Origin of the sequence: Paraburkholderia sp., assembly GCF_050742655.1 — a bacterium.
Taxonomy (GTDB): Bacteria; Pseudomonadota; Gammaproteobacteria; order Burkholderiales; family Burkholderiaceae; genus Paraburkholderia.
Genome location: NZ_JBOIGG010000028.1, coordinates 23,353 through 41,218, shown reverse-complemented (window position 1 = coordinate 41,218; position 17,866 = coordinate 23,353). Strand labels below are relative to the sequence as shown.

At 67.2% G+C, this 17,866-nt stretch carries 16 protein-coding genes; 6 read left to right on the top strand and 10 right to left on the bottom strand.

The annotated features are described in order from the left end of the window. Nucleotides 1–4 precede the first annotated feature (4 nt). The 5 genes from ACREXZ_RS28365 to ACREXZ_RS28345 are packed head-to-tail and all read left to right on the top strand — an operon-like array spanning nt 5 to nt 5,112. Nucleotides 5–1,840 (top strand): ABC transporter ATP-binding protein, encoded by a 1,836-nt coding sequence (locus ACREXZ_RS28365; protein ID WP_431767454.1) that lies wholly within the window; start codon nt 5–7, stop codon nt 1,838–1,840. Further along, nucleotides 1,837–2,157, top strand: a complete 321-nt coding sequence (locus ACREXZ_RS28360) for a (2Fe-2S)-binding protein (RefSeq protein ID WP_431767453.1) — start codon at nt 1,837–1,839, stop codon at nt 2,155–2,157. Before ACREXZ_RS28365 ends, ACREXZ_RS28360 begins: the two co-directional genes overlap by 4 nt. Beyond that, nucleotides 2,154–3,593, top strand: coding sequence for an FAD-dependent oxidoreductase (locus ACREXZ_RS28355; RefSeq protein ID WP_431767452.1), 1,440 nt, complete (start codon nt 2,154–2,156; stop codon nt 3,591–3,593). The genes ACREXZ_RS28360 and ACREXZ_RS28355 overlap by 4 nt, the downstream gene beginning before the upstream one ends. Then, nucleotides 3,590–4,768, top strand: a complete 1,179-nt coding sequence (locus ACREXZ_RS28350) for an NAD(P)/FAD-dependent oxidoreductase (RefSeq protein ID WP_431767451.1) — start codon at nt 3,590–3,592, stop codon at nt 4,766–4,768. The genes ACREXZ_RS28355 and ACREXZ_RS28350 overlap by 4 nt, the downstream gene beginning before the upstream one ends. Beyond that, nucleotides 4,765–5,112 (top strand): helix-turn-helix domain-containing protein, encoded by a 348-nt coding sequence (locus ACREXZ_RS28345; RefSeq protein ID WP_431767450.1) that lies wholly within the window; start codon nt 4,765–4,767, stop codon nt 5,110–5,112. Before ACREXZ_RS28350 ends, ACREXZ_RS28345 begins: the two co-directional genes overlap by 4 nt. On the opposite strand, the gene ACREXZ_RS28340 is transcribed toward ACREXZ_RS28345, so the two are convergent. From ACREXZ_RS28340 to ACREXZ_RS28330, 3 genes are read right to left on the bottom strand one after another with little or no spacing between them, the layout of a single operon-like run. Continuing rightward, nucleotides 5,109–6,086 (bottom strand): succinylglutamate desuccinylase, encoded by a 978-nt coding sequence (locus ACREXZ_RS28340; protein WP_431767449.1) that lies wholly within the window; start codon nt 6,084–6,086, stop codon nt 5,109–5,111. The genes ACREXZ_RS28345 and ACREXZ_RS28340 overlap by 4 nt on opposite strands. Continuing rightward, nucleotides 6,083–7,555, bottom strand: a complete 1,473-nt coding sequence (locus tag ACREXZ_RS28335) for an NAD-dependent succinate-semialdehyde dehydrogenase (RefSeq protein ID WP_431767448.1) — start codon at nt 7,553–7,555, stop codon at nt 6,083–6,085. Before ACREXZ_RS28335 ends, ACREXZ_RS28340 begins: the two co-directional genes overlap by 4 nt. A 36-nt stretch (nt 7,556–7,591) precedes the next feature. Continuing rightward, nucleotides 7,592–8,674, bottom strand: coding sequence for a tartrate dehydrogenase (locus tag ACREXZ_RS28330; RefSeq protein ID WP_431767447.1), 1,083 nt, complete (start codon nt 8,672–8,674; stop codon nt 7,592–7,594). A 131-nt stretch (nt 8,675–8,805) separates the two neighbouring features. Here ACREXZ_RS28330 and ACREXZ_RS28325 point away from each other — a divergent pair, with 131 nt between their 5' ends. Next, complete coding sequence (locus ACREXZ_RS28325; RefSeq protein WP_431767446.1) at nt 8,806–9,750, top strand: LysR substrate-binding domain-containing protein; 945 nt, start codon at nt 8,806–8,808, stop codon at nt 9,748–9,750. Here the strand turns inward: ACREXZ_RS28325 and ACREXZ_RS28320 are convergent. The 7 genes from ACREXZ_RS28320 to ACREXZ_RS28290 all read right to left on the bottom strand — a co-directional run bounded on the left by ACREXZ_RS28320 (nt 9,744) and on the right by ACREXZ_RS28290 (nt 17,765). After that, entirely contained in the window at nt 9,744–10,241 is a 498-nt protein-coding gene (locus ACREXZ_RS28320) for an Lrp/AsnC family transcriptional regulator (RefSeq protein WP_431767445.1), read from the bottom strand. The two genes, ACREXZ_RS28325 and ACREXZ_RS28320, sit on opposite strands and share 7 nt — an antisense overlap. A 78-nt stretch (nt 10,242–10,319) precedes the next feature. Further along, nucleotides 10,320–11,729: an aspartate aminotransferase family protein gene (locus tag ACREXZ_RS28315; RefSeq protein ID WP_431767444.1), complete on the bottom strand. Its 1,410-nt coding sequence runs from the start codon at nt 11,727–11,729 to the stop codon at nt 10,320–10,322. A 171-nt stretch (nt 11,730–11,900) separates the two neighbouring features. Next, nucleotides 11,901–12,827 carry a 2-hydroxyacid dehydrogenase gene (locus ACREXZ_RS28310; protein ID WP_431767443.1) on the bottom strand — a complete coding sequence of 309 codons (927 nt, stop codon included), beginning with the start codon at nt 12,825–12,827 and terminating at the stop codon, nt 11,901–11,903. Between the two features lie 5 nt (nt 12,828–12,832). Continuing rightward, nucleotides 12,833–13,735: a GNAT family N-acetyltransferase gene (locus ACREXZ_RS28305; RefSeq protein WP_431767442.1), complete on the bottom strand. Its 903-nt coding sequence runs from the start codon at nt 13,733–13,735 to the stop codon at nt 12,833–12,835. 105 nt (nt 13,736–13,840) lie between these two features. Continuing rightward, nucleotides 13,841–15,211 carry a gluconate:H+ symporter gene (locus ACREXZ_RS28300; RefSeq protein WP_431767441.1) on the bottom strand — a complete coding sequence of 457 codons (1,371 nt, stop codon included), beginning with the start codon at nt 15,209–15,211 and terminating at the stop codon, nt 13,841–13,843. Nucleotides 15,212–15,297: 86 nt separating this feature from the next. Beyond that, entirely contained in the window at nt 15,298–16,413 is a 1,116-nt protein-coding gene (locus ACREXZ_RS28295) for a porin (RefSeq protein WP_431767440.1), read from the bottom strand. Nucleotides 16,414–16,565: 152 nt separating this feature from the next. Next, nucleotides 16,566–17,765 (bottom strand): aminotransferase class V-fold PLP-dependent enzyme, encoded by a 1,200-nt coding sequence (locus tag ACREXZ_RS28290; RefSeq protein ID WP_431767439.1) that lies wholly within the window; start codon nt 17,763–17,765, stop codon nt 16,566–16,568. Nucleotides 17,766–17,866: the final 101 nt, after the last annotated feature.

The following is a 17,866-nucleotide window of genomic DNA, read 5'->3' as shown; positions in this document are numbered from 1 at the left end:
ATCGATGAACATGATCGAAGTCGAAGGGCTGCGGGTGGTCGCCGGCACGGCGCCGGACCCGGTCGTCGAGATCGTGAAGGGCGTCGACTTTTGCGCGCGGCAGGGCGAGGTGGTCGCGCTGATCGGCGAGTCGGGCTCGGGCAAGACGACGGTCGCGCTGGCGTTGCTCGGCTATGCGCGCAGCGGCTGCACGATCGCGGGCGGCTCGGTGCGGATCGGCGGCATCGACGTGTTGTCGCTCGATGCGCGCGGCCGGCGCGCGCTGCGTGCCCGCACGGTCGCCTATGTCGCGCAGAGCGCGGCGGCGGGCTTCAATCCGGCCCGCACGATCCTCGACCAGGTGACGGAACCCGCGCTGCTGCATCGGCTGATGAGTCCCGCCGCGGCGCGCGAGAAAGCGATCGGACTGTTCCGCTCGCTCGCGCTGCCGCAGCCGGAAACGATCGGCGCGCGTTATCCGCATCAGGTGTCGGGCGGCCAGTTGCAACGGCTGATGGCCGCGATGGCGTTGATCACCGATCCCGCCGTCGTCGTCTTCGACGAGCCGACCACGGCGCTCGACGTCACGACCCAGGTCGACGTGCTCGCCGCGTTCCGGCGCGTCATCCGCGAACTCGGCACGACCGCGGTGTACGTGTCGCACGATCTGGCCGTGGTCGCGCAGATGGCGGACCGCATCGTCGTGTTGAATGGCGGCAGCGTGCGCGAGAACGGCGCCACCGCGCAGATCCTCGACGCACCGGCCGACGCGTACACCCGCGCGTTGCTCGCGGCGACGCGCCGTCCCGAACCGCCGCCTGCCGCGGTGCGCGCGGAGGCGGTGCCGCCGCTGCTCGAGATCCGCGGCCTGAGTGCGGGCTACGGACGCGGTGTTCACGGCCAGCCGGCAGTACGCGTACTCGACGACGTGAGCCTGACGATCGCACGGGGCAGTTCGCTCGGCGTGATCGGCGAATCGGGCTCGGGCAAGACGACGCTCGCGCGGGTCGTCGCTGGGCTGGTCGAACGCGCGCGCGGCGATGTGCTGTTCGACGGCGAACCGCTGCCCGCGAAGCTCGCGGCGCGCACGCCGGAGCAGTACCGGCGCGTGCAGATCGTGTTCCAGAATGCGGACACAGCGCTGAACCCGAGCCACACGATTGCCGATATTCTCGCGCGACCGCTGCGCTTCTATCACGGTCTGCGCGGCGCGGCTGCGCAGCGGCGCATGCTCGAACTGCTCGATCTCGTGAAGCTGCCCGCTTCGGTCGCGACGCGCGAGCCGGTTGGTCTGTCGGGCGGCCAGAAGCAACGCGTGAATCTCGCGCGCGCACTCGCCGCCGACCCGGCGCTGATTCTCTGCGACGAGGTGACGTCCGCGCTCGACACTGTCGTCGGCGCGGCGATTCTCGAACTGCTTGCGGAGCTGCGGCGCGAAACCGGCGTGTCGCTGATGTTTATCAGCCACGACCTGTCGACGGTGCGCGCGATCTGCGACGACGTGATCGTGCTCTATGCGGGGCAACGCGTCGAAGCCGGTCATCGCGATGTGCTCGCGGCGCCGCCGTATCACCCGTACACGGGCCTGCTGATCGATTCGGTGCCGGCGCTGCGGCCAGGCTGGCTCGATGCGCGGCACGTGCAGGCGGGCGCCGCGTTGCCGCCGCTCGGCGCATCGGCCGATGGAAGCGGTGCCGATGAGTTGTGCCGTTTCCGAGCGCGCTGTCCGGTGCGCATCGACGGCAAGTGCAACGTCACGCCGCCGTCGGCGAAGCGGCTGCCGTCCGGCGCGGAGATTCTCTGTCATCACCCGGCCGCGGAACTGAGCCGTCTGCAGACGCTTACGCCGGAGGTCGCATGAGTGCGCGTTTCGTCAGAGTGGCCGAGACGGGCCGCAAGACCTTCGCGATCACTGTCGACGGCGTCGAGACGCGCGCGGCCGAAGGCGACACGCTGATGGTCGCGCTGCTGACGTCGCAGGACGCGTTGCGCGATTCCGAATTCGGCGACGGCCGGCGCGCGGGTTTCTGTCTGATGGGTGCGTGTCAGGACTGCTGGGTCTGGATGGCGGACGGCGAACGCGTGCGGGCCTGCACGACGCCGGCTGCGCCAGGCATGTCGATCGTCACGCGCGTCGAGCGCATCGGAGAGGGCGTATGGCCGCGAGTGCCCGCATGAAAGCAGATGTGAAAACGGCGGCGAATTTGCGGGCCGTCGTGATCGGCACCGGCCCGGCAGGTGTGCGCGCGGCGCAGGCATTCGTCGAAGCGGGCATACGGCCGCTCGTCGTCGACGAAGGCGCGCGTTCGGGCGGCCAGATCTATCGCCGGCAGCCGGACGGCTTTTCGCGTTCGTACGACACGCTGTATGGCACCGAGGCCGAGCGTGCCGCGTCGCTGCATCGCGACTTCGATGCGCTGCGCGCACACATCGACTATCTGCCGGAGACGCTGGTCTGGAACATCGGGCCGAACGTACTGCACGTGGCGCGTGGCACGCGCTACCGGCAATTGCCGTTCGACGCGCTCGTCATCTGCAGCGGCGCCACCGACCGGCTGATGCCGGTCCTCGGCTGGCAGCTCGCCGGCACGTACAGCCTCGGCGGCGCGCAGATCGCGCTGAAGTCGCAGGGCTGCGCGATCGGCGCGCGGACGGTGATGATGGGCAGCGGGCCGCTGCTGTATCTCGTCGCCGCGCAATACGTGAAGGCGGGCGCGAACGTCTGCGCCGTCCTCGACACATCGACGCTCACGCAGCGCCTGCGCGCGCTGCCGCAGTTGCTGGCGGTGCCGGCCGCGCTGCGCAAGGGCATGGCGCTGCTGAACGTGCTGCGCCGCGCGGGCGTGCCGGTTCATCGCGGCGTGACGCCGCTCGCCATCGACGGCTCCGGCGAACATGGCGTGACCGGCGTGCGCGCATGCCGGGCAGACGGCACGATGCTCGCGATCGACTGCGATGCGGTGGCGCTCGGCTATCACCTGCGCCCCGAGACGCAACTGGCCGATCTCGCGGGCTGCGGATTCCGCTTCGACATCCTGGGCCGTCAATGGCTGCCGCAAGTCGACGCCGACGGCCGCAGCAGTGTCGCTGGCGTCTATCTCGCGGGCGACGGTGCACGCGTGCGCGGTGCCGACGCCGCCGAACGTTCGGGACGGCTCGCGGCGCTGGCCGCGCTGCACGACGCGGGTCTCGCGGTCGCCCACGCGCAACGCGACGCCGGAAAACTGCGCGTTGAACTCGCGCGCTTCACGCGCTTCGCGGCCGGGCTGCGCGCCGCGTTTCCGTGGCCCGCGCATTTCGCGGCCGCGTTGCCGGACGAGGCGATCGTCTGCCGCTGCGAAGCGATTACCGCAGGCGAACTGCGGCAGGTCGTGCGCGACACCGGCGCGACCGAAGCGAATCGCGCGAAGGCATTTTCGCGCGTGGGCATGGGCCGCTGCCAGGGACGCTTTTGCGGCCACGCGGGCGCCGAAGTGATCGCGGCCGAAGCGCGCGTGCCGCTCGACGCGGTCGGACGGCTGCGCGGGCAGGCGCCTGTCAGACCGCTGCCGCTGGCGATCGAGGCCGACGCCGAGGCAGAACCCGAGGCCGAAGTGCAGGAGGGTAGCGAATGAGCACGCAGGCCGATGCGATCGTGATCGGAGGCGGCATCGTCGGCACGACGACCGCGTTTTTCCTGCGGCGCCGCGGACGCTCGGTGATCCTGCTCGAACGCGGACTGACGGGACAACAGGCGAGCGGCGTGAACTTCGGCGGCATTCGTCGCCAGGGCCGCGCGCTGCCACAACTCGCGATGTCGAATCGCGCGCTCGAAACCTGGCGTCACGCGAGGGAATTGATCGGCGCGGACGTGGAGTTTCTGCCGACGGGGCATACGCGGGTCTGCTATCACGCGCACGAGGTCGAGTATTTCCATCGTTACGCCGCCGATGCGCGCGCGTACGGACTCGATCTCGAGGTACTGGAGGGCGCTGCGCTCTTCGAGCGTTTTCCGTTTCTGAACCGCAACGTGCTGGCCGCATCGGTGTCGCCGCTCGACGGCCATGCGAATCCGCGCCTCGCCGCGCCCGCGTTCGCGCGTGCGGCTGCCCGTCTCGGCGCGCTCGTCGTCGAGAACACGGAGATCGTGCGGGTCGAGCGGGACGCTGGTGAGTTTCGGGTCGAAAGCGCGAACGGTGCGGTCTATCGCGCGGCGCAGGTCGTGATCTGCGCGGGCGCGTGGGCGAGCACGCTGTCGGCGCAATTCGGCGAGCCGGTGCCGCTCGTCGCGCGCGGGCCGCAGATGGCCGTGACCGAACCGGTGCCGTATGTGTTCGGGTCGTCAATGGGCGTCTATACGTCGAACAAGGAAGAGAGCGTGTATTTCCGGCAGATTCCGCGCGGCAACATCGTGCTCGGCGGCGGCAAGCACGGCCCGGCCGATACGCAGACGCGGCGTGCGGCGGTGTTGCCGGAACATACCGTGGGCCAGCTTGCGCAGTTTCGCCGGCTCGTGCCCGCGCTTGCGCCGCTGCAGGTGATCCGCGTATGGAGCGGCGTCGAAAGCTATCTGCCGGACAGCGAACCGGTGCTCGGGCGCAGCACGACGACGGAGGGCCTGTTCTACGCGTTCGGTTTCAGCGGTTCCGGTTTCCAGATCGGCCCCGGTGTCGGCGAGACGATGGCCGAACTGATCGATACGGGCAGCACGCCGATTCCGCTCGATACTTTTTCGATTGCGCGTTTTCTTGATTCAGGCGGTACAAGTAGTACGCGGCCCGCGCCGTCGGCTGTCGAGGTATCCCCATGACCAGCCTGCGCCAACCGGCGACCGCGCTCGACGATGTGCTCGCCTATCTCGACACGCATTTCGACCAGACCGTCAGCCTCGCGCAACTGGCCGAGCTGTCCGCGCTCAGCGTGTCGCGTTTCGCAACGGTGTTCCGTCAGCAGATCGGGCTATCGCCATACCGCTATCTTTGCCGGTTGCGGGTGCGGCGCGCGCAGGCGTTGCTGCTCGCGGGCCTGCCCGGCTCGGTGGTCGCGGCGGAAGTCGGCTTCTTCGACCAGAGTCATCTGGCGCGGCACTTCAAGCGCATCTGCGGAATGACGCCGGGTTCGTACCAGCGCCATGCGCGCGCCATCGCGCGTTAGCGGTCGATGCGCACGCGCCGCTCGATCTTGCCGAACCGCACGACGGTCACGCCCGCGCGCAGCTGCCGCAGCGACGGCATCACGAGCATGCAGTCGGCGTAAGGCGTGCGCACCGGCTCGCCGTTCGACCACGCGATCACGCTGCCGACGTCGGGGAAGATCTCGAGACCGGTGTAGGGCGCGGCGAAGCGGAAGTCGAGACTGGTCGCGACCACCGGCTCGGTCACACGCACGATGCGCATCTCGGTGGGCAGCGGCATCGTCCAGTCAGGCGGAAGGTCCGCTGCGTCGACAATCCCCGATAGAAGGAGAAAGCGCGCGGTCGTATCGCGCGCGACGGCGACCGCGCGCGCTTCCCAGTGCTGGCCGCATTCGACCAGCAGCGCGTTCTTCGGGCTGAGCGGATCGCCGAAGCCTTCGTAATCGCGCATCCGGGGGCCTTCCGGATGGCCTTCGTCGCAGATCACGGTCGGCGGGGTGCCGAGCTGCTCGCTCAGTTCGATGCCCTTCGCGAGCGGTCCCGCGACAATCAGCGGCGCGCTTTTCTCGTGCATCGAATGCAGGTCGAGCAGCAGATCGACGGTGTCGATCACCGGGCGCATCGCGCGTGCGCGCCGCAGTTCGCTCGAATCGAGCGACAGGTTGTCGAGCGTCTGCGCGGTCCACACGCGGTTGAAGTCCTGATCGACGAAACGCGCCGCGTCCGGTTGCGACGGATCGAAGCGCGCATACGCATCGACGTTCGCGAACGACAGCGTCAGCGCGCCGCGCCGCGGACGCAGCCGCGCGCGCAACAACGCATCGACGACGATCGCGCCGCACACCTCGTTGCCATGCGTCAGCGCGTTGATCATCACGTGCGGACCGGGCACACCCGAGTCGAACACGTGAACGTACGGAATGCCGGATGCGCTGGGCGCGTGCGCCGAGATATCGGGGAACGCGAGTTCGATCGGATAGTGGTCGGGATTCATTCGAGGCCGCCCTGGCAGAGGTATTTGATCGACAGATAGTCGTCGAGCCCGTACTTCGATCCTTCGCGGCCGTAGCCGGATTCCTTCACGCCGCCGAACGGCGCGGCCTCGCTCGCGAGCGCCCCTTCGTTGATCCCGACGATGCCCGCTTCCAGTTGCCGCGCGACGCGATCGATGCGCCGCACATCCTGGCTGTAGAAGTAGGCCGCGAGGCCGAACGGCGTGTCGTTCGCGGCGCGTACCGCGTCCGCTTCGCTATCGAAACGGAACAGCGGCACGACCGGGCCGAAGGTTTCCTCGCAGCTTAGCTGCATCTCGGGTGTCGCGTCGGCGAGCACGGTCGGCGCGTAGTAGTTGGGCCCAAGTTCCGGCAGACGACGGCCACCGGCCAGCACGCGCGCGCCGCGGGTCACGGCGTCGTCGACGTGGCGCGCGATCTTGTCGATCGCGCGCGCGTTGATCATCGGGCCGATCTGCGCGGCGGGATCGGTCGCGGGCGCGACCTTCAGCGCCGCGACGCGGGCAGCGAGCCGGTCGGCGAACCGTTCGTACACACTGGACTGCACGTACACACGATTCGGGCACACGCAGGTTTGGCCGCCGTTGCGGAATTTCGACGCGAGCAGCCCCGCGACCGCGGCGTCGAGATCGGCGTCGTCGAAGACGATGAACGGCGCGTTGCCGCCGAGTTCGAGTGACAGTTTCTTCAGCGTGCCCGCCGATTCGCGCGCGAGATGTTTGCCGACCGGCGTCGACCCGGTGAACGTGATCTTGCGCACGCGGCTGTCGGCGAGCCAGTCGGCGACGGCGGGCACCGCGTGCTCACGCGATGCCGCGATCACGTTCAGTACGCCCGGCGGCACGCCGGCCTCGTGCGCGAGCAGTGCGAGCGCGAGCGCGGTGAGCGGCGTGTCTTCCGCGGGCTTGGCGACGACCGTGCAACCGGCGGCGAGGGCGGGCGCGATCTTGCGCGCGATCATCGCGAGCGGGAAATTCCACGGCGTGATCGCCGCGACGATGCCGACCGGTTCCTTTACGGCCGTCATGCGTTTGCCACGCTGCTGCTGCGGGATGATGTCGCCGTAGATGCGGGTCGCCTCGTCGGCGAACCATGCGACATACGAGGCGCCGTACAGCACCTCGCCGCGTCCTTCGGCGAGCGGCTTGCCCTGTTCGAGCGAGATCAGGCTGCCGAGCGCGTCGGCGTTTTTGAGCAGCAGCGCGTGCCAGCGGCGCAGCACCGCGGCGCGTTCCGCCGGCAGCGTGTCGCGCCACGCGGGAAAGGCACGCGCGGCGGCGTCGGTCGCGGCGCGCGCATCGGCTGCGTCGCTGTCGGCGACTTCCGCGACGAGTTCGCCCGTCGCCGGATTCGTCACCGCGAAACGCTTGCCGCTCGCGGCGGGGACCCAACGGCCGTCGATGAAATTGTCCGGGCGGATCAGGTCGCCGGGTTGCAGGGTGACGCTCATCGGAACGCTCCTTGGTGCGTGTGTCTTTATGGGGATTCAGCCGAGCCGTTCTGCGATCGCCTTGCCGACTTCGGTCGTGCCCGCGCTGCCGCCCAGGTCGCCGGTGCGCGGACCTTCCTTCAGCACCGCTTCGATCGCGGCGAGTATCGCGTCGTGCGCGTCGCGCTCAGGACCGCTGCTGTTACCGAGGAAGTCGAGCATCATCGCCGCCGACCAGATCATCGCGATCGGATTCGCGATGCCCTTGCCGGCGATATCCGGCGCGGAGCCGTGCACCGGCTCGAACAGCGACGGGAAAGTCCGGTCCGGATTCAGGTTGCCCGACGGTGCGATACCGATCGTGCCGGTACAGGCCGGTCCAAGATCGGACAGGATGTCGCCGAACAGGTTGGTCGCGACGACCACGTCGAAGCGGTCGGGGTTCAGCACGAAGCGCGCGCACAGGATGTCGATGTGCTGCTTGTCCCACGTCACGTCCGGATAGTGCGTAGCGACTTCGGCGGCACGCGCATCCCACCACGGCATGCTGATCGAGATGCCGTTGCTCTTCGTCGCGACCGTGATTTTTTTCGCGCGATGCTGAGCGAGATCGAACGCGTAGTGCAGTACGCGTTCGCTGCCCTTGCGCGTGAAGATCGACTGCTGCATCACGAGTTCGCGGTCGGTGCCCTCGAACATCGTGCCGCCCACCGACGAGTACTCGCCCTCGGTGTTCTCGCGCACGATCATGAAATCGATGTCGCCGGCCTTGCGGCCCGCGAGCGGCGACGGCACGCCGTCGAACAGACGCGCCGGGCGCAGGTTGATGTACTGGTCGAACTCGCGACGGAATTTCAGCAGCGAGCCCCACAGCGAGATGTGGTCGGGCACTGTCTGCGGCCAGCCGACCGCGCCGAACAGCAGCGCGTCGCAATCCTGTAGTTGCGCTTTCCAGTCGTCGGGCATCATCTGGCCGTGCTGCGCGTAGTAGTCGCAGCTGGCCCATTCGATATGCCGGTACTCGATGCCGATGCCGAAGCGCCGGCTCACGACGTCGAGTGTGCGCAGTGCTTCGGGCATTACTTCCTTGCCGATGCCGTCGCCGGGGATCACGGCGATGCGATAGGGGGGGCGGGTCATGGGCGTCTCTCTCCTTGGTTTCGTTCAGTTTCGCTCGGTCTCGTTCAGGGCGGGTCAGGCGGTAACAGCTAGTCTATTCCCGATGTTCGGCCCTAAAATCGCGGTTTTGGTTAAGCCACTGTGCACGAATCGTGAATAAAGCCCCGAACCTCGACGACCTGCGCGTGTTCTGCGTGGTGGCCCGCAAGGCGAGCTTCAGCGCGGCGGCGGAAACGCTGTCGGTGTCGGCCGCCTACGTCAGCAAGCGCGTGAATGTGCTCGAAACGGAGCTGGGCACGCGCCTCTTGCATCGTTCGACGCGGCGCGTCGCGATCACCGAAGCCGGTGAGCGTGTCTACGCGTGGGCGGAAAAGATCCTCGACGACGTCGACCGGCTGGTCGAGGACGTATCGACGACGCGTCGTGTGCCGCGCGGCACGCTGCGTGTATCGAGCAGCTTTGGCTTCGGCCGGCACATCGTCGCGCCGGCGCTCGACCGGCTTACCGAACGTTACCCGCAACTGAGCGTGCGGCTCGATCTGTTCGACCGTATCGTCGACGTCGCGGGCGAAGGCTTCGATCTCGACGTGCGGGTCGGCGACGAGATCGCGCCGCATCTGATCGCGAAGCGGCTCGCGTCGAACCATCGCGTGCTGTGCGCGTCGCCGGACTATCTGGCGAGTCACGGGACACCGCGTCAGCTCGCGGATCTCGCCGCGCATCAATGTCTCGCGATCAAGGAGCGCGATCACCCGTTCGGTATCTGGCGCTTGAGCGAGCGCGGCGAAACGGTGTCGGTGAAAGTGATGGGGCCGCTGTCGACCAATCACGGCGAGGTCGCGGTGCAATGGGCGCTGGCCGGACGGGGCATCGTCTTGCGTTCGATGTGGGACGTGCGTCCGCTGCTCGAAAGCGGCGCGTTGCAGCAGGTGCTGCCCGGCGTCATGCAGCCGGCGAACGTGTGGGCGGTTTATCCGGCGCGGCTCGCCGCATCGGCGAAAGTGCGCGTGTGCGTGGATTTTCTGGCCGAGGAATTTGGCCGCTGGGCTGAACCCGGGGAACCCGCCGGAACAGACGAACCCGCCGCGCCTCAGTGAGGGTGCGGCGAGAACAGCGTTTCGAGCGGGTAGTGCGTCTTGACGAACGGCGACTTGATGATCACGTAGCTGAAGTATTTCTCGATGCCGATGTCGCGATCCAGCAAGCCCTCGATGATGCTCTGATAGTGGCTCACGTTGCGCGTGATGAACTTGAGCAGATAGTCGTAGCCGCCGCTCGCCAGATGGCATTCGACGATCTCGTCGACATCCCGGATCGCCGCGACGAAGCGGATGAAATCCTCGCGGCGATGATCGGCGAGCGTGACCTCGGTGAACACGATCTGCACGTCGCCCAGCTTTTCGAGCTGGATCTGCGCACCGTAGCCGACGATGTAGCCCGCTTTCTCCAGACGCTTGACGCGGATCAGGCACGGACTGGGCGACAGACCGACCGCATCGGCAAGCTCGACGTTCGTGATGCGGCCGCGCTTTTGCAGTTGCGAGAGAATCCGCAGATCGATTCGATCCAGTTTGCAGTCGGTGCTCATCGTGACGGGGTCGGTGCTGCATGTCGGAGTGGTCGGCCGATGTTATCACGCGGTTATCACCCAGTTCTCACTTGGCTATTACGCCGTTACGCCCCGTCTGATTTCGTTGGGCCGCTTCAGCGCCGCGCGGACGTCGGCTTGCGCGAGCACGTCGTCGAGGGTTTTTTCGAGGCGCTCGAACAGCATGTCGAAGTCGGCCTCCGTGTAGCACAGCGCGGGCGCGAAGCCGAGAATGTTGTCGCCGAAAGCGCGGAACACGAGACCGTTGCGGTACGCGGCGGCGGTGATCCGGTCGGGCAGCGCGAGTGCCGCATCGAAACCCTGTTTGCTGTCCTTGTCCGACACGAGTTCGAGCGCGCCGAGCAGGCCGCGATGACGCGAATCGCCGACGAGCGGATGCGCGAGCAGCGCGTCGAGTCCCTGCGCGAAGCGCGGCGCGCGTGCGACGCCGTTCGCGAGCAGGCCGCCTTCGTGATAGAGCCGCAGCACTTCGAGGCCGATCGCGGCGCTGACCGGGTGTGCCGAATACGTATGACCATGACCGATCGCCGCGAGGAGATCGCCGCCGTCGGCGATGCCGCGGTACACGGCGTCCGACATCAGCACGGCGCCCATCGGCGCGTAGCCCGCGGTGAGGCCCTTCGCGACTGTCATCAGGTCCGGCTCGACCTGTTCCGCGTCGCACGCGAAGAGCGGGCCCGTGCGGCCGAATCCGGTGATCACTTCATCGGCGACGAACAGGATGTCGAGCGCGCGGCACGCGTCGCGCATCGCCTTCAGCCAGCCGACCGGCGGCACGATCACGCCCCCCGAGCCCTGGATCGGTTCGCAGAAGAACGCGGCGACGTTGTCCGCGCCGAGGCTCCCGACCTTTGCTTCGAGCGCGGCGACCGACGCGGCGATCAGCGCGCGGTCGTCGGCGAAATCGTTGCGGTACGCGTACGGCGACGGAATGTGGTGCTGGGTCGCGAGCGGCACGTCGAAGCCGCGATGGAACGTCGGCAACGCGGTGAGCCCCGCGCCGATCGACGACGAGCCGTGATAGCCGCGCGTCTGCGCGATCATGTGCTTCTTCGACGGCCGCCCGGTCGCGTTGTAGTAATGCGTGATGAAGCGCAGCGCGGAATCGACCGCGTCGGAGCCGCCCAGCGTGAAATACACGTGCTGCAGCGAAGCGGGCGACAGCTCGGCCAGCTTCGCGGCGAGTTCGATCGCCGGTTCGGAGCCGAAGTGGAAATAGCCGGTCGCATACGGCAGGCGTGCCATCTGACGGCGTGCCGCTTCGATGATGCTCTCGCGGCCATAACCGGTGTTCACGCACCAGAGGCCGGAGAACGCGTCGAGCAGTTCGTTGCCTTCGATGTCGCGCAGGAACACGCCGTCTGCGGAATCGAGGATGGTGACGCCGCGCGCTTCGTGCGCGCGATAGCTGACGACGGGGTGGATCAGATGCTTGCGGTCGGCTTCGATGAGTGAGGAGATCGACATGGAGGTTCTCTTGGCAGAGTGTGCGGAGTGGACGGTGGACCGCTCCATACTACTGAGCGGACCCGCCTGGCCGCACCGTCAAATCTGCCGCTGAAAAGCGCAAACGCCGCGTTTTGCGGGGTGCTGGCGGCATTTTGTGCTGCCGACTGGCGTGGCAGGCTGGAACGAGGATCAGTAGCCCAGTTTCCGGTCGATCAGCCCGAGCATCGGCAGCCCCTCGCGATGCCGGCGCAGATTGTCGAGCACGACGTCGACGGCGGTGTCAGGCCGGGTCGTGCTCGCGATATGCGGCGTGATGCGCACGCGCGGATGCGTCCACAGCGGATGCGACGCCGGCAGCGGCTCGGGATCGGTCACGTCGAGGATCGCGCTGTGCAGCGGGCCGCTGTCGAGCGCATCGAGCAGGTCCTGCTGGTTCACCTGCGGGCCACGCCCGACGCTCACGAACGACGCGCCTTGCGGCAGCTTCGCGAACAGCTGCCGGTCGAGCAGGCCGCGCGTTTCGGGCGTGAGCGGCAGCAGGCTGATCAGGATGTCGGTGCGCGCGAGGAACGTGTCGAGTGTTTCGCTGCCCACGTAGCATTCGATGCCGTCGAGCGCACGAGGCGAGCGACTCCAGCCGGCGCACGGAAAATTGAACAGGCGCAGCCGCTCGAGCACCGTCGTGCCAAGCATGCCGAGCCCGAGCACGCCGATGCGGCGCGTCGCGGCGGCGCGCGGTGGCCGTTCGTGCCACACGCGCTGTTGCTGCTGCAGCGCGTAGTCGAAGAGGTCGCGATGGATCGTGAGGACCGCCTGCGTCACGTACTCGACCATGCCCTCGATGATGCCGGGTTCGATCATCCGCACGACGGCGACGTGCTCCGGCACCCGCGACAGATCGAACTGATCGATACCCGCGCCGACCGAAAATACGACTTCGAGGTTTGGAAATGCGCGGACGGGATCGTCGGGTGGCTGCCACGCGGCGAGGTAGCGGACCGACGATGGATCGCCGGCATCGGGCCACAAGCGGAACGGAATGTCGGGCGCCTTTTCCGCGAAGAGCCGGGCCCATTGCCGGCCGCGTCCCGGGTCCGCCTTGTAGAGGAACGTCATGGCGATCAGCCGACCGCCTGGTTGACGATCCCGTACGACCCGACCGATGGGTCCAGGACCGGCGTGCCGTTGCGCGCCATCTTCACGCCGATGTCGACGCACGGCAGTCCGATCCCGGTGAGCCAGGGCGACAAACCGGAGTGCCCCGGCGTATCGACCCGGATGAACGTGCCGGGGTTCGCCTCGAGCCAATGGCCGACGAGCGTCTGGGCGCGGCGCAGCGGGGGTTCGTCCGTTGTATCGGGAGCGAGCGCGGCGATGGGGCCGATCGCGTAACCGCGGCCGAAGCGTCGGTACAGCGAGAAGCCGAGCAGTTCGCCGTCGCGTTCGAGCACAACCCCTTCCGCGATGTCGAGCAACGGCGGCAGCAGCGCACCGCGGTCGACGCCGGTGGCCCGCGACGCGAGTTCGACGATGCGCGGCGTGTCGCCGGCCTGCAGCGGACGCAACCGTTCGCCCGGCAGTAGCACGACGGGCGGCGGGGTGAAGTTCGCGCTTTGGTGTTGGTGCAGCGTGCCGATCGCGACGAAGCCAAGCTTCTCGTAGAGCGGCTGGCCGGCGGGCGTCGCGTGCAATAGCGTGAGACGGTCGCCTAGCGTTGAGAGTAGCCGTTCCATCAACTGCCGGCCGATGCCCTGGCCCTGCCAGTCCGGATCGACGATGACCATGCCGATCGATCCGGCCTCCTGGCCAAATTTCCAGCACAGCGCGGTGCCGATCACCTGGCCAGCGCTCTCGGCGACGAAGCCCGATCCCACGTCGAAGACGAAGCGCCAGTCGTCGGTGCGATGGGGCCACGCGAACCGGGTCGACAGCGCGTGGGCTGCGGCGATGTCGTCGGCGGCGAACGGGCGGTACGTGATCGACGAAGCGGATGACAGAGAGGGACGGGATTCGGCGGCGGTCACGCGGTAGCTCCGGAAGAAGAGTTCACGCGTGACTGTCGCATTGGATGGACCGGTTGGCTAGGACGATCCTTCTATGATCCTTTTTGCGAGCCGCGACAGGTGCGCTCAGACCACCGTCGACAGCCCGAGCGTCAACGCGAGCGCCGAGATCGAGATCACCGTTTCGCAGACGGTCCACGTCTTGAAGGTCTGCGGCACGGTCATGCCGAAGTACTCCTTGACCAGCCAGAAGCCGCCGTCGTTCACGTGCGACAGGATCAGCGACCCCGCGCCTGTGGCGAGCACCAGCAGTTCCGGCCGCACCGCGGCGGCGGTGCCCACAGCCGCCGCTGCGATCGGCGCGACGATGCCGGCGGCTGTCGTCATCGCGACCGTCGCGGAGCCGGTCGCGACGCGGATCAGCGCGGCGACGAACCACGCGAGCAGCAGCAGCGGCATGTGCGCGCCCATCGCGACATCGACGATCGCCTTCGACGCGCCGCTGTCGATCAGGATGCGTCCGAAGCCCGCGCCCGCGCCGACGACCAGCGTGATGCCGGCGGTCGGTGCGAGACACTCGTTGGTGAATTTGAGGATCGCGTCGCGTCCGAAGCCGCGCGCCGCGCCGAACGTGTAGAAGCTCAGCAGCACCGCGAGCAGCAGCGCCATGTCCGGGTGGCCGACGAGACGCAGCACGTTGTTCAGCGTCGACTTCGGCGTGGCGATCAGGTCGGCCCAGCTGCCGATCAGCATCAGCAGCACCGGCAGCAGAACGGTCAGCAGCGTGATACCGAACCCGGGCAGCGGCCGGTCCGCGCGTTGTGCGTCCTGCTCGATGAATTGCTGCGCCATCGGATTGACGCCGTCGAGCACGACGAAGCGGCTCGCGAGCTTCGAGAACAGCGGGCCGGCGAGCGCCGCAGTCGGGATACCGACGATCAGCGCATAGAAGATCGTGTGGCCGATGTCCGCGTTGTACGCGGTGACGGCGAGCAGCGCCGCCGGGTGCGGCGGGATCAGTCCATGCACGACCGACAGGCCCGCGACCATCGGAATGCCGACGCGGATCATCGACGTGCCGGTGCGCTGCGCGACGTTGAACGCGATCGGAATCAGCAGCACGAAGCCGACTTCGAAGAAGACCGGCAGGCCGACCAGAAACGCGATGCACATCATCGCCCAGTGGACGTTCTTCGGACCGAACAGATTGATCAGCGTGCGCGCGATGCGCTCGGCGCCGCCGGATTCGGCCATCATCTTGCCGAGCATCGTGCCGAGCCCGACGACGATCGCGATGTGACCGAGCGTGCCGCCGACACCGGTTTCGAACGACTTCAGAATCGACGTCATCGGCATGCCGACCGCGAGGGCGAGCGCAACCGATACGACCATCAGCGTGATGAACGGATTGACCTTGAAGCGCGCGATCAGCACGACGAGTGCGACGATCGCGATCAGCGCATAGACGAGTAACAGGCTTCCTTGAACAGTCGCCATAGGTGCTCCGTGGGGAGAAGGGATCGATGCGGTGCTCGCGCGTCATCGCCGCTGGGGCGGTGGCGCGAGGACGACTACGCGCTGAATCAGAACTTGTGACGGATGCCCGCGACCGTTGCGAGCTGGCCGCTGTTCGACGACGCCTTGCCGACGCCTTCGATCCACGCAGCCGAACCGGACGCGCGCTGGTAGATGCCGTTCAGGTAGAGGTCGGTGGTCTTCGACAGGAAGTATTCGCCGCCGATGCTCAACTGGTTGTAGTGCGCATTTGCCGCGGTCGCGGAACTGCTGTTCTGGCTCGTGTAGATGTAACCGGCCGACAGCAGCGTTGCGGGCGTCAGCTGGTAGCGCACGCTTGCTTCGTAGTTCGCGAAGCGCAGGCTGCCGCCCGTCAGCAGATCGAAGCGCGAGTTCGTGTAGAGCAGCGCCACGGTGGCCGGCCCGAACACGTACGCACCGCCGCCGCCCCATACCTGGTTGCGCTTCACGTTGCTGATGATCGACGAGCTGGTGCTGAAGTAGTTGTCGGACGGCGCGGCGCCCGCTGTGTTCGTCGCGGGACTGTCGACGAGCGAGTACGCGGCGTCGAGGCGCAGCGGCCCGGCGGCGTAGTCGGCGCCGATGCTCCACGCGCGGTTGTTCGCGAACTGGCCGGCTGTGTTCGAGAACGCGTACATCGCGTTTGCGGTGAAGCCGGAGAACGTCGGCGTCGTGTACTTGACGGCGTTGTCGGTGCGGTAGGTGTTGTTCAGGTCGTCGTTGTCGTACACGGCGTTCGCGTACTGGCTCAATGCGCCGACGCCGTTGATCTGCAGGTTCGACAGATAGTCCTGCACGCTGTTGTACTGGCGCCCCAGCGTGATCGTGCCTGCGCGGTTGTTAGTCAACGCGACCCATGCGCTGCGTCCGAACATCCGGCCGCCCTGGCCTGCCGCACCCGTTTCGAGGCTGAAGCCGTCTTCGAGCTTGAATGAAACCTTGTTGCCGCCACCGAGATCTTCGGTGCCGGTGAGGCCCCAGCGCGATCCCTGCACGTTGCCCTGAGTGGCCTGATACGCCTTCTCGCCTTTCTGGTTGTTCGTGAACGTCAGGCCCGCGTCGACGATGCCGTATAGCGTGACGCTGCTTTGCGCCCACGCGGCGTGCGAGCCGGAACCGGCGATAGCGACGGCGACGGCCGTGCGAAGGATCTTCTTTTGCATGGTGGTTTCCTCAAGTCAAAGGCGAATGCCGGTGGCTGACCGGTATCGGGTTTTGTGCTTCGTGCTTTCTACTGGTAGTAGTACTAATGGTAAAAATCGTGTTCGACTGAATGGCGGACGCCCGCCGCGGCGTTCAATCGGACATCGGTGAATCAGTCAGGCCAGTTTTTTCGCGCTGTCGCGCGCTTTGCGTCGCGTGCGTGAAACGGTGTGACGGCCGGCTCGCGCGAGTCGCGTGCGAAGTGCAGTTCCGCGAGCAGACGTTCGAGCACGACGTGTTCTTCGCCCGGATGCAGGTTGCACGGGTCGAGAAAGAAGTAATGCAGCTCGGCTTCGTGATCGCGGACGATCACCGGTCGAGATGCATTGCGCGGACGGGCAAGCGCATCCGCGAGATCCCATGCGGTGGTTCGCGCCACGCGCGGATCGATCGACACCTTCAGGCGGTCGAGCGGATTGCCGGTCGGATCGGGATCGATCTGCGTGCGCACGCCGGGGCAGCGCTTCAGCGCGTCTTCCCACAGCGTCAGATAGCCGTGTTCGCGTGCGCGCACCGCCTCGTGATCGCGTCGCGCCCATTGTTCGAGCGCGGCGATCGCACCGACGATGCCTTCCTTGCCGACCTTCATCCCACGGCCAATGCCGCCGTTCTGGAAGTACGCGGCGCGCACCAGCGCCTTGCGGCCTGCGACGATGCCGGCCGTCGGGCCGCCGAGAAACTTGTGCGCCGAGTACAGCGCGAGGTCCGCACCTGCGGCGATGAAACGCTTCAGATCGTATTCGGATGCAGCGTCGACGATGACGGGCACGCCCTTCGCGTGCGCGATCTCGATGAATGCTTCGAGCGGGATCAGCCCGTAATTGACGGCGTGATGCGACACGACGAAGAGCGCGGCCGTGGTCCGTTCGCTGATCGCGGCGGCGAGCTGATACGCATGCGCTTCGGTGGCGGCGCCGACCGGGACCGCGCGGGCGCCGGCGAGCCGGATGGCCTGGTCGATCGGCGCGCCGTAGTTCACGAGATGGCCGGTCTGCACGACGACTTCGTTCGCGAGGCCCGTGGTGTCCGGCAGCCGTTCGATCAGGCCGGGGTCGTCGCCGGTCATCGTTGCGGCGATCGACAGCGTGATCGCCGCCGAGCAGGATGCGGTAATGTAGCCGCTCTCGCTGCCGCACGCCGCGGCAATCGTCGTCGACGCATGGCGTTGCAGGTCGTCGATCTCGACGAATTGCGGCAGCACCTCCGCGACCGCGTCGACGACCGGTGCCGCGACGATCGATGCGCCGAGACCCGTCATCGTGCCCGATACGTTGATGACGGCACGCAAGCCAAGACGAGAACGGATATCCATGGAACTGCCTCCGCAACCTATTCCGTAACTGTGGAATATATGTTGTAATTGCGGATCAGTCTAACATACAATAGTTCCCGGTCAACCGGACAAAAATAGCC